The following is an 11,864-nucleotide window of genomic DNA, read 5'->3' on the forward strand; positions in this document are numbered from 1 at the left end:
GGCTTCGTCCGCTCAAACGTTCCTTTTGCCATGATCATGTCCTCCTGAAAGGGGGTGTTTCTGGAACAAGCCAGCCTGAACAGCATACCGGCCGGAGCCCGGGTCATGTCACCCGGAGGGCGTAAGGAAAGGCGGCCCGCTTGGTTAAGCAGGCCGCGTTCCCGGCTGGAGCTCTTGGTCGGGATTGAACCGACGACCTCTCCCTTACCAAGGGAGTGCTCTACCACTGAGCTACAAGAGCGGAAGGAAAAAAAGCGGGAAACGAGACTCGAACTCGCGACTTTCAGCTTGGGAAGCTGACGCTCTACCAACTGAGCTATTCCCGCGTGTGGTGGGCAGGGGCGGATTCGAACCGCCGTACACTTTCGTGAACAGATTTACAGTCTGTCGCCTTTAACCACTCGGCCACCTACCCGTCCTGCTCGTCCCGGCCCGGATTGTCACGGCGAGGGCCGTGTGGAGCCACCCAGGAGAATCGAACTCCCAACCTTCCGATTACAAGTCGGGTGCTCTACCAGTTGAGCTAGGGTGGCACCGTTCCTAAACCTGAGGGCTGAATTCCCCGCCCTGGGTGCGAAAGTTTCGCGCTTGCCGCGCTGACTTCCGGCTGTGAATAGTAGCACCGGTTCCCAAAGGTGTCAACACGCCCGCGCTGCGCCGTAGCCGGGGGGGATTTGCCCCTCCCGGCCACGCTTTTCCGATGAAGCTGGGCTGGAGTCGAGCTGCAGGTCCGCCCCCGGCGCACCTCCGCCATATCGCGCATTTGTCGCCAGGCCCATCGGCGTAGACTGACGGTTCTCCGGCCCATCCGGGTGGCCGAATTTGCCCGCCCTCCTGCGCTTTTTCGTTCCTTTTCCCCTCACGAGGTATCCCTCCCTTGGACAGTTTGCGAACCCTCTGGCCCTATCTACGGCTGCACCGCCGCCAGTACCTCATCGGCCTGGTGGCCGTGGTGATCGCCAACAGCGTGAACCTGCTGCCGTGGTACTTCATTCGCCTGACCATTGACGGGGTGACCGGTCAGACCGATGCGGACGCGGCGACGGCAGGCATCACCGCCTCGCAGGTGGGGCTCTATGCCCTGGGCATCGTGGCGGCTTCCGCGACGGCGGGCCTGTTTATGCTGATCATGCGGCGGATGATCGTGATCGCCTCGCGGCAGACCGAGTACGAGGTTCGGCGCGACATCTTTCATCACCTCCAGGGTCTCGACAAGCCGTACTACGACCGCGCCCGCACCGGCGACCTGATGAACCGCCTGACTGGGGACCTCGGGGCCGTGCGCGAGATGCTGGGCTTCGGGGCGTGGCAGATCGTCAACATCGTGTCGGGCTTCGCGACGGCCTTTGCGGTGATGTTCAGCCTGAGCTGGCAACTGACGCTGATCGTGCTGGCGCTGCTGCCCATCATCGTGGGGCTGCTGACCTACATGGCGCGGCAGATCAATCGGCGGCACACGCACGTGCAGGAGCAAAACAGCCTGATCGCCGCCAAGGCGCAGGAGAACTTCAGCGGGGCGCGGGTGGTCAAGGGCTACGCCACCGAGGACCGTGAGATCGGGGACTACCGCGCGATGAACCTCGAGCTGCTGCGGCGCAACATCTCGCTGATCAAGGTGGACGGGCCGTTGCGGTCCGTGATGAACCTGCTGCTGGGCCTCGCCTTCGGGGTGATCCTGCTCGTCGGCGGGCGGCTGATCCTGAACGGGGACGGCACCTTCACCATCGGGATGTTCACCCAGTTCGTGGGGACGCTGGAGCGTCTCGCCTTCCCGATGCTCATGGTGGGGTGGATCACCGGGATCACCCAGCGCGGTCTGTCGTCGTGGCTGCGCCTGCGCGAGCTGTTCGACGCCCGCGCCCTGGTGCGCGATGAGCGCGGGCGGGCCAATCCCGGCATCCAGACCCTGCGCGGCGACGTGGAGTTTGACGGCGTGACCGTCCGCTACGGCGAGCGCACCGTGCTGGAGGACGTGAGCCTGAGTGTCCCGGCGGGCACGTTCCTGGGGGTCACCGGGCCGACCGGGAGCGGCAAGACGGTGCTGGGGCAACTGCTGACGCGCTCGATGGACCCGACCTCGGGAGTGGTGCGGGTGGACGGGCACGACGTGCGGACCATCCCGCTGCGCACCCTGCGCGACCACATCAGCGTGGTGCCGCAGGAGCCCTTCCTGTTCAGCGACTCCATCGCCAACAACATCGGCTTCGGGCTGGGCAACCGCGACCTGCCGGAGGTGCCCACCGGGGTCAGCGTGGTGGGCGCTCCGCCTCTGCCCGACATTCCCCAGAATCCCGACATGGACCGGGTGCGCAATGCGGCGCGTCTGGCGGGCCTCGCCGGGGACGTGGAGGACTTTCCGCAGGGCTACGACACGGTGCTGGGCGAGCGCGGCGTGACCCTCTCGGGCGGGCAACGGCAGCGCACGGCGATCGCGCGGGCCATCGTGCGCGACCCGGCGATCCTGATTCTCGACGACAGCCTTTCGGCGGTGGACACCGAGACCGAGCGGCGTATCCTCGACGGGCTGCGCGAGGTGGCGCGGGGCCGCACCGTGATCCTGATCGGGCACCGCATCAGCACCCTGCGCCACGCCGACCAGATCGTCGTGCTGGACGGCGGGCGGCTGATCGAGCAGGGCACCCACGACGACCTCGTGGCCGCCGGGGGCCACTACGCCGAGATCGAACGCCTCCAGCGCCTCGCGTCCGACCTCGATGCCGACGACGAGCCCATTCGTGACGCGGAAGTCGCCGCCGACGCACTCGAACACCAGCCCATGCCCCAGGAGGCCGTGAAGTGACCGCAGGTGCTCCCCTTCCGCCCGAGCCCAACAAGGCGGCCTTCGACGCCCACCTCACCCGGCGCATCTTCCGCTACCTCAGGCCGTACCTGGCGCTGGTGGTGGGCGCGGTGCTGCTCTCGCTGGCCTTTTCAGGCATCCAGCCGCTGTTCGGCCTGATTCAGCGCTACGCCATCGACAATGCGCTGACGCCCTTCGTCAATGGGGTGACCACCGACCGCGAGCCGCTGCTGCGGACGCTGACGACCGCCGCGCTGACCTACATGGGCCTGAAGGTGCTGGAGTTCGCGGTGCAGTACGGCTCGATCATCACCATCGGGTATCTGGGGCAGAACGTGCTGCGCGATATCCGGGCCGACGTGTTCACCAAGATCCAGCGGCTGCATCTGGCCTTTTTCGACCAGAACCCGGTGGGCCGCCTGATCACCCGCGTGACGAGCGACGTGGACGCGATCAACCAGTTCCTGACGGGCGGGCTGGTCAGCCTGATCCAGAGTGCGTTCCTGATCGTGGCCTACGCGGTCATCATGCTGAGCGTGGACTGGCGGCTGGGGCTGGTGAGCTTCAGCGTGCTGCCGTTCATGTACTTCGCCAGCAACTACTTCCGGGGGCACCTGCGCGACTCCTTCCGCAACAACCGCTTTCAGCAGGCGGTGGTGAACTCCAAGCTCAACGAGAACATCACCGGGATGACCACCGTGCAGCTGTTCGGGCGCGAGCGGCGCATGGCGCTGGACTTCGACCACGCCAACCGGGCGCTCTTGACCGCCAACGAGAACTCGGTGAAGTGGTTCTCGCTGTTCATGCCGGTGATGGCCGTGCTGGGCCAGATCGGGATCGCGCTGGTGCTGTACTTCGCGGCCTCACGGCTGCTGGGGCAGGACGCCGCCGCCGTGACGGGCGTGACGGTGGGCACGCTGGTGGCCTTTATCGGCTGGACGACCAATCTCTTCCAGCCTATCCAGGACCTCGCGGACGTGTTCAACAACCTGCAAGCGGCGATGGCGAGCAGCGAGCGCATCTTCGAGGTGCTCGACACCGAGGAAAAGATCACCGACAAGCCCGGCGCGGCGACGCTCGACCCTTTCGAGGGCCGGGTGACCTTCGACGGCGTGTGGTTCGCCTATGACCAGGACGTGACGGCGGACACGCCCGACAGCGACGACCGCTGGATTTTGCGCGGCATCGACCTCGACATCCGGCCCGGCGAGAGTGTGGCCCTCGTCGGCGCGACCGGGGCGGGCAAGACGAGCGTGACGGCGCTGGTCAGCCGCTTCTACGACGTGCAGCGCGGGGCGGTGCGGGTGGACGGCCACGACGTGCGCGACCTCCAGCAGCACGACCTGCGGCGGCACGTGGGTGTGGTCCTCCAGGACGTGTTTCTCTTCGCCGGGACCATCGAGAGCAACCTGACCCTGAACAACCCCGGGATCTCGCACGAGCGGGTGGTGGAGGCGTGCAAGTACGTGGGCGTCCACGACTACATCGTCTCGCTGCCCGACGGCTACCAGACCGAGGTGCGCGAGCGCGGCGCGACCCTCTCCACCGGGCAGAAGCAACTGCTGGCCTTCGCCCGCGCCCTGATCCAGAACCCCGACATCCTGCTCGTTCTCGACGAGGCGACCTCCAACGTGGACACCGAGACCGAGCTGCGGATCCAGGCCGCGCTGCTGAAGGTGATGCAGGGCCGGACCTCCATCATCATCGCCCACCGCCTGAGCACCATCGAGCACTGCGACCGCATCGTGGTGATGCGTAGGGGGCTGATCGTGGAGCAGGGGAGCCACCGGGCGCTGCTGGACAGGGGCGGGTACTACGCCCGGCTGCACCGCCTGCAATACGCTCAGGGGGACGCGGCGGACTAGAGCATTTGCCATAAGAATGCGGTGGGTTTCCGCATTCGATGGCCGAGCGGACTTGCAAAGCTGCGCAGCAGAGCGAGCGAATTGAAGAAGAGCTTTGGGCATTCGGGGAGGCACCTGGGGCGCCCTTCCCCGGGGGCCGTAATTCTGCCCAATGCTCTAGAAACGCCGGTCGGAGAGGCTTCCCTGACCCGAACAGAGTGAGCAACCGGGAAGGAAACGGGCGGAGTGGAGTGGACGGCACACTCTCTGTTGCGTCCACGGAACGGAGTCCCGCGATCAGGCAGAGGGGCCGGGCGGTGGGGGAGACCTCGCCGCCCACTCTCTTTGCCCTGACCTCCCGCTGACACGCCGGTGACGCCGCCCTGACGTGTGGACCGCACCCTGGAGCCATGAAGAAGACCTTGCTCCTGGGGCTCGCCCTGGTCACGACCGCCACCGCCTCGCAGGCCGCCGCGCAGACGATCACCGGGGCGGGGGCATCCTTTCCCTACCCGCTCTACTCCAAGATGTTCGCGGAGTACCGCAAGAGCACGGGCGTCAGCGTGAATTACCAGTCGGTGGGCAGCGGCGCGGGCCAGAAGCAGATCACCGAGCGCACCGTGGACTTCGCGGGGTCCGACAACCCCATGACCGACGAGGCGATGCGGGCGGCCCCCGGACGGCTGCTGCACGTGCCCACCGCCATCGGCGCGGTCGTGCCCGCCTACAACGTGCCCGGCGTGACCCAGCCCCTGAAGTTCACGGGCCGGGTACTCGCCGACATCTACCTGGGCAAGATCCGCACCTGGAACGACAGGGCGATCACGGCGCTGAATCCCGGCGTCACCCTGCCCGGCCTGCCCATCACCGCCGTGCGCCGCAGCGACGGCTCGGGCACGACCTACGTGTTCGCGGATTATCTGAGCAAGGTCAGCAATGAGTGGAAAACCAGGGTGGGCGTGGGCAACAGCCTGCAGTGGCCCACCGGCACCGGGGCCAAGGGCAACGACGGCGTGGCGGGCGTGGTCAAGAGCACCCCCGGCGCGATCGGCTACGTGGAACTGGTCTACGCCAAGCAGAACAAACTGCCCTACGGGAGCGTGCGCAACCGCGCGGGCAAGGACGTGCTGGCCGACAACGGCCCCGCCTCCGCCGCCGCGCAGGGTGTGGTCATCCCCGCCGACACCCGCGTCAGCCTGACGAACAGCGCGAACCGGGACGCCTACCCCATCACCAGCTTCACCTACGTGATCTTTTACAGGGAACAGAGGTACGGGGGCCGCACCCAGGCGCAGGCCAGGGCCCTGAAGAACCTGCTGGGCTGGATGGTCACGAGCGGACAGGCCTACAACGAGGCGCTGGACTACGCGAAGTTGCCCAGCGCGGTGGCGAGCAAGGCGCGGAACCTGATCGGCTCGATGACCTACGGCGGGGGCAAGCTCTGATCGCCTGACCTTCCAGGTGGGCGGCTCTCCGAAGTGGGGGCCGCCCGGCTCGCTGCCTGTATCCGCCCCCCCTGCCCGCTCCGATTGCCCCGGCGCCCTGACGTGGCCCTGACGTGGCCCTGACGCCCACGCGCTGAACTGCCCTCCAGAGGTCATGCCCCCATGAGTGAACCCCTGCGCCCCCGCCCCGCCCCCCGCGCCGCCCTGTCCGGACGCAGCGACCGCACCTTTCAGCTGCTGATTCTCGCGCTCGCCTCGGTGATCGTGGGGGTGTTCGTGCTGAGCGTGTACCAGCTCGGGCGCGAGTCGTGGCCCGCCCTGCGCGAGTTCGGGCTGGGCTTCTATACCGAGCGCACCTGGAACCCGGTGACGGGCCAGTTCGGGGCGGCGCAGATGGTGATCGGCACCCTGGTGACCAGCCTCGCCGCGCTGGTGCTGAGCGTGCCGCTGGCGGTGGCGAGTGCCCTTTTTGTGGCCGAGTACGCGCCGAAGTGGCTGGCGAACCCGGTGGGCTACCTGATCGAACTGCTCGCCGCCGTGCCCAGCGTGGTCTACGGCCTGTGGGCGCTGTTCGTGGTGGCACCCATCCTGGGGCGCTGGCAGCAGGGCTTCTTCGCGGACCCCGCCAACCTGCAGGTCTACACGCGCTGTCAGGACCTCTGGAACAGCGGGCAGACCACCCTGCAATGCTTCTTCGTGCCCAGCGCCTTCGACGGGCGGGGGCTGGCGCTCGCCATCCTGATCCTGACGGTGATGATCCTGCCCTACACGGCGTCGGTGGCGCGGGACGTGATCCGGCTGGTGCCGCAGGACCAGCGTGAAGCGATGTACGCCCTGGGCGCGACGAAATGGGAGGTGATCTCGCGGGCCATCCTGCCCTACGCCCGCGCGGGCATCCTGGGCGGCGTGATTCTGGCGCTGGGCCGGGCGCTGGGCGAGACGCTGGCGGTGGCGATGGTGATTGGGGACAGCCAGGACATCATCAAGAGCTTGTGGGGCGGCGCCAGCACGATGGCCTCGGTGATCGCCAACCAGTTCGGGGACGCGCAGGAGACGCTGCACCGCTCCAGCGTGGTGGCGCTGGGCCTGGGTCTCTTTTTCCTGAGCGTGCTGGTGAACTTCCTCGCTCGCGTGGTGATCGCGCGGCTGACGCCCAGGGGAATTCAGTGAGCGCCCGCAGCTCGGCCCTGCCCGCCCGGTCCCGGCCCGGTCTGAGTCCGGCCCGCCGCGCCCGCAACCTGCTGATGGGAGCCCTGATCGGCCTCTCGACCGTGATCGTGGTCGCCCCCCTGATCCTGATCTTCGGCTACCTGCTGCGCGAGGGACTGGGCGCGATGAACCTCGACTTCTTCACCCGGACGCCCGCGCCGGAGGGAGAGACGGGCGGCGGCCTGCTGAACGCGATCGTGGGCAGCCTGCAGATGCTGGCGATGGCGAGCGTGCTGGGCGTCGGGGTGGGGGTGGCGGGCGGCATCTTCCTGGCGGAGTATCCCCGGCACCCGCTGATGCCCACCGTGCGGATGCTCAGCGACGTGCTGGCGGGCATTCCGGCGATCGTGATGGGGCTGGTGGCCTACGGGCTGATCGTGCTCCAGTTCGGCTTTTCCGGGCTGGCGGGGGCGGTCGCGCTGGGCTTCCTGATGATTCCCATCGTGGTCCGCACGACCGAGGAGGTCCTCAAGCTGGTGCCCCTGACCGTGCGCGAGGCGGGCCTGAGCCTGGGGCTGCCGCAGTGGCTGGTCATCCTGCGGATCGTGCTGCCCGCCGCCGCCGGGGGCATCGTGACGGGCGTGATGCTCGCGCTGGCGCGGGTGGCGGGCGAGGCCGCGCCGCTGCTGTTCACCGCCTTCGGCAACCCGCTCGTCAGCCTCGATCCCACCAAACCCATGAGCGCCCTGCCGCTGGAGATCTTCCGGGGGGCCACCAGCGCCTACGACGAGAACCAGCGGCTTGCCAAGGCCGGGGCGCTGCTGCTGATCCTGATCATCTTCGCCACCAGCCTGCTGGCGCGGTGGGCGAGTCGGCGCCGCTGAGTCCATCCTCTCCGCACCTCCAAGGAGTCCCCACCCATGTCCACCCCCCTCCTCACCGCCCAGGACGTCAGCATCCACTACGGCGACAAGCAGGCCGTGCGCGGCGTGAACCTGTCCATCGAGCGCGGCACCGTGAACGCCCTGATCGGCCCCTCCGGGTGCGGCAAGACCACCTTCCTGCGGGCGATCAACCGCATGCACGACCTGACCCCCGGCGCCCGCGTGACGGGGCGCATCGTGCTCGACGGCGAGGACATGTACGCCCCCGGCGTGGACGCCGTCGCCATGCGCCGCCGCGTCGGGATGGTCTTCCAGAAGCCCAACCCCTTTCCCACCATGAGCGTCTTCGACAACGTGGTGAGCGGCCTGAAGCTGACCGGCGTGCGCGACCGTGCCCGGCTGATGGAGGTGGCCGAACGCTCGTTGCGCGGGGCGGCCCTCTGGGACGAGGTGAAAGACCGCCTGAAGACCCCGGCGACGGGCCTCTCGGGGGGCCAGCAGCAGCGCCTGTGCATCGCCCGTGCGCTGGCCGTCGAGCCCGAACTGCTGCTGATGGACGAGCCGACCTCGGCGCTGGACCCCGCCAGCACGGCCCGCATCGAGGACCTGATGACCGGGCTGAAAAAGGTCACCACCATCCTGATCGTGACCCACAACATGCACCAGGCGGCCCGCGTCTCGGACACGACCTCCTTTTTCCTGAACGGCGACCTGGTGGAACACGGGGTGACCGATCAGGTCTTTACCAGCCCGCGCGACGAGCGCACCGAGGCGTATGTGACGGGGCGGTTTGGCTGAGCCTGACCCCCCGAGCACCGTCCGGGGGGATACTGCGGCCATGACCGGCAGCGTGGCGAGTCCAGACGGGATGACGGGTGGGGTGACCGCCCGCTTTCTGCGGATGCTCAGCCTCGCGCTGGAGGAACTGGAGGCCGTGCGCGACGCCGCCCGCCGCGCCGAGTACGCCGGGCTGACCGCCCGCGCGGGGGAACTGGAGCGCGAGACGAACGCGCTGGAGCGCGAGCTGGAAGACGCCTGCCTCGCCGCTTTCGCCCGGCCGCTGACGCCCGGCGACCTCGCCTTTCACCTGCTGGTTTTTCGCAGCCTGACCAACCTGGAACGGGTGGGCGACTACGCCTTCGGGGTGGCCCGCGACCTCGAGCGGCTGGCCCCGCGCACCCGCTCGGCCACCCTGCAGGACGTGCTGCCGCTGATCACGTTGCTGGCGACCATGCTCGACCGCCTCGCCTACGCCTTTGCCGAGCGCGACGCGGCGGCCGCCCGCGAGGTGATCCGGCTGGACGCCGAGGAGGTGGACGTGCTGTACGAGCAGATGCTGCGAACCAGCCTGACCCGCCTCCACGAGCGCCCCGACGACGTGGAGATCGCCCTGGCCGCCAGCCGCATGGCCCGCAGCCTGGAGCGCCTGGGGGACCATCTGGTCAATGTGGCCGAGCGGGTGCTGGGGCTGGTGGAGGGTCAGGGGGCCGGGAGGACTGCGGCCGGGCCCCTCTCCTAGGCCATCTGGCCGACCCTGCCGCTCCCCGTCCCTCTGCTAGCCTCCCCCCATGACCACAACCGAATCCCGCGAGCTTCCCCGCTGGCGCACCGATGACCTTTACGCGGGCCTGCAAGACCCCCGCCTCGGCGCTGACCTGACCGCGCTGCGGGAGGAAGTCGCCGCGCTGGAGGCGACCTTCGACCGTTCTGGGGTCCGCAAGGAGGGCGACGCCGCCACCCCGGAAAGCCTGGAGGCCGTGCTGGGCGGGCTGAACGCGCTGATGACGCGCCTGACCGCGCTGCGCGGGTTTATTTCCGCCTTCGTCACCACCGACAGCCGCGACGCCCTCGCCCAGCAGAAGATGGGCGAGCTGACCACCCTGACCCTGCCGCTGGGGCCGCTGCGCTCGCGCCTGACCGCGTGGCTGGGCGGGCAGGACGTGGAGGCGCTGCTTGAGCAGTCCGGGGTGGCCCGCGAGCACGAGCACCTGATCCGCCGCAGCGTGGAGCGGGCCAAATTCCAGATGACCCCGGACGAGGAGGACCTCGCGGCGCGGCTGCGGCCCAGTGGGGCGGGCGGCTGGTCCAAGCTGCACGGCAACGTGTCCAGCCAGCTGCGCGGCGAGTTCCGGGGGGAGTCCCTCCCGGTGACCGCTCTGCGTGCCCTGGCGACTGACCCCGACGAGCGCGTGCGCCACGACGCCTATGAAGCCGAACTGAAGGTCTGGGAAGGCGCCGAGGTGGTCCTGGCGGCGGCCCTCAACGGCGTCAAGGGCGAGGAAGGCACCCTGGCCGCCCGCCGGGGCTTTCCCGACGCGGTGGCGCCCAGCCTGCTCACGCACGGCATTGACCGCGAGACACTGGACGCCATGCAGGGCGCCGTCGTGCGGTCCTTCCCCGACTTCCGGCGCTACTTCGCGGCGAAGGCCCGGGCGCTGGGCAAGCCGAGGCTGGACTGGTGGGACCTCTTCGCGCCCGTGGGCCGCTCGCAGACCGAGTGGACCTATGAGGCCGGGACCCGCTTCGTGGAGGAGCAGTTCCGCTCGTACTCGGACAAACTCGGGGATTACGCCGCCCGCGCCTTTACCGAGAACTGGATCGACGCCGGGCCGCGCGACGGCAAGCGGGGTGGGGCCTTCTGCATGGGCTGGCAGGGCGAAGAGAGCCGCATCCTGATGAACCACGACCTCAGCCTCGACAGCGTGTCCACCCTCGCGCACGAGCTGGGGCACGGCTACCACAACCTCCTCAAGGCCCCGCGCACGCCCCTGCAACGCGAGACGCCGATGACCCTGGCCGAAACGGCGTCGATCTTCTGCGAGACGATCGTCCAGAACGCGGCGCTGGAACGGGCAACCGGTGAGGAGCGCCTCTACGTGCTGGAGACGCAACTGCTGGGGCACGCGCAGGTCGTCGTGGACATCCACTCGCGCTTCCTGTTCGAGCGGGCGGTGTTCGAGGGGCGGGCGCAGCGTGACCTCACGCCGCAGGAAATGGGCGACCTGATGACCTGGGCGCAGCGCGAGACCTACGGGGACGCGCTGGCGAGCACCCACCCCTACATGTGGGCGGTCAAGCCGCACTATTACAGCCTGAGCTTCTACAACTACCCGTATACCTTCGGGCTGCTGTTCGGCCTGGGGCTGTACGCCCAGTACCAGGCGGCGAAGGAGCGGGGCGAGGCCGCCGACTTCCAGCGCCGCTACGACGAGCTGCTGTCGGGAACCGGGCTGGCCGACGCCCGGACCCTGGCCGCCGGGTTCGGCATTGACCTCCACGCACCCGACTTCTGGGAGGGGAGCCTGAACGTGATCCGGCGGCAGATCGCGGCGTATGAAGCGGCGACGGCCTGAACGCAGGCCATAAGGCGAGGCCCCGGAAGCTGAAGCTGGCTTCCGGGGCCTCGGTTGTTGGTCGGAGGCGGGGCGTCAGGCCCGTGCAGGCTGGGCCGGGGTCCAAAGAGACCGGACGCCCTTTCGCAGGCGCGACTCCACCCGCGCCATCAACCCGCTCAGGCTGGGAAAGCGCAGGGGGCGGTCGTAGGGCAAGGCTGAGTCATACAGACACTGGCTGAACAGCCCGTGTTCGTCGTGGTACTGCTGACGGAAAGCCATGTCACGGAGCCGATAGTCCATCTGCATACAGACCTCCCGTCCGTTTAGCGGAAGCAGAGTTCAAAGAGATCAGCGGATACGTAGACTGACATCTTGCAGTTTAGGTCGAGAGGGCGAGAAGTGCGTGC

General features: G+C 68.4%; 9 protein-coding genes and 4 tRNA genes. 8 read left to right on the plus strand and 5 right to left on the minus strand.

Annotated elements, in window-relative coordinates:
* Positions 1 to 166: 166 nt before the first annotated feature.
* The 4 genes from QOL99_RS10515 to QOL99_RS10530 form a co-directional block, all read right to left on the minus strand.
* A tRNA-Thr gene (locus QOL99_RS10515) sits at positions 167 to 241 on the minus strand.
* Positions 242 to 253: 12 nt separating this feature from the next.
* Positions 254 to 326 (minus strand) — tRNA-Gly (locus QOL99_RS10520).
* 3 nt (positions 327 to 329) lie between these two features.
* A tRNA-Tyr gene (locus tag QOL99_RS10525) sits at positions 330 to 415 on the minus strand.
* 42 nt (positions 416 to 457) lie between these two features.
* A tRNA-Thr gene (locus QOL99_RS10530) sits at positions 458 to 533 on the minus strand.
* Positions 534 to 877: 344 nt separating this feature from the next.
* On the opposite strand from QOL99_RS10530, the gene QOL99_RS10535 reads away from it, so the two are divergent.
* The 8 genes from QOL99_RS10535 (at position 878) to QOL99_RS10570 (ending at position 11,475) form a co-directional block, all read left to right on the plus strand.
* Positions 878 to 2,800, plus strand: coding sequence for an ABC transporter ATP-binding protein (locus tag QOL99_RS10535; RefSeq protein WP_285523678.1), 1,923 nt, complete (start codon positions 878 to 880; stop codon positions 2,798 to 2,800).
* Positions 2,797 to 4,665: an ABC transporter ATP-binding protein gene (locus QOL99_RS10540; protein ID WP_285523680.1), complete on the plus strand. Its 1,869-nt coding sequence runs from the start codon at positions 2,797 to 2,799 to the stop codon at positions 4,663 to 4,665. The genes QOL99_RS10535 and QOL99_RS10540 overlap by 4 nt, the downstream gene beginning before the upstream one ends.
* A 389-nt stretch (positions 4,666 to 5,054) precedes the next feature.
* The gene (pstS, locus tag QOL99_RS10545) at positions 5,055 to 6,089 is read left to right on the plus strand and encodes a phosphate ABC transporter substrate-binding protein PstS (RefSeq protein ID WP_285523682.1); all 1,035 of its coding nucleotides are present in this window, start codon (positions 5,055 to 5,057) and stop codon (positions 6,087 to 6,089) included.
* A gap of 162 nt (positions 6,090 to 6,251) precedes the next feature.
* Positions 6,252 to 7,259 (plus strand): phosphate ABC transporter permease subunit PstC, encoded by a 1,008-nt coding sequence (gene pstC, locus QOL99_RS10550; RefSeq protein ID WP_285523684.1) that lies wholly within the window; start codon positions 6,252 to 6,254, stop codon positions 7,257 to 7,259.
* 74 nt (positions 7,260 to 7,333) lie between these two features.
* The gene (gene pstA / locus QOL99_RS10555; RefSeq protein WP_285523691.1) at positions 7,334 to 8,122 is read left to right on the plus strand and encodes a phosphate ABC transporter permease PstA; all 789 of its coding nucleotides are present in this window, start codon (positions 7,334 to 7,336) and stop codon (positions 8,120 to 8,122) included.
* Positions 8,123 to 8,158: 36 nt separating this feature from the next.
* Positions 8,159 to 8,920 (plus strand): phosphate ABC transporter ATP-binding protein PstB, encoded by a 762-nt coding sequence (gene pstB / locus QOL99_RS10560; protein WP_285523686.1) that lies wholly within the window; start codon positions 8,159 to 8,161, stop codon positions 8,918 to 8,920.
* A 40-nt stretch (positions 8,921 to 8,960) separates the two neighbouring features.
* Positions 8,961 to 9,641 carry a phosphate signaling complex PhoU family protein gene (locus QOL99_RS10565; protein WP_285523687.1) on the plus strand — a complete coding sequence of 227 codons (681 nt, stop codon included), beginning with the start codon at positions 8,961 to 8,963 and terminating at the stop codon, positions 9,639 to 9,641.
* A 49-nt stretch (positions 9,642 to 9,690) separates the two neighbouring features.
* A complete protein-coding gene (locus QOL99_RS10570) occupies positions 9,691 to 11,475 on the plus strand; it encodes a M3 family oligoendopeptidase (protein ID WP_285523688.1) in 1,785 nt (594 codons plus the stop codon).
* Between the two features lie 75 nt (positions 11,476 to 11,550).
* Here QOL99_RS10570 and QOL99_RS10575 read toward each other — a convergent pair whose 3' ends face one another.
* Positions 11,551 to 11,763, minus strand: a complete 213-nt coding sequence (locus tag QOL99_RS10575; protein WP_285523690.1) for a hypothetical protein — start codon at positions 11,761 to 11,763, stop codon at positions 11,551 to 11,553.
* Between the last annotated feature and the right edge of the window lie 101 nt (positions 11,764 to 11,864).

Origin of the sequence: Deinococcus rhizophilus, from assembly GCF_030271215.1 — a bacterium.
Lineage (GTDB): Bacteria > Deinococcota > Deinococci > Deinococcales > Deinococcaceae > Deinococcus > Deinococcus rhizophilus.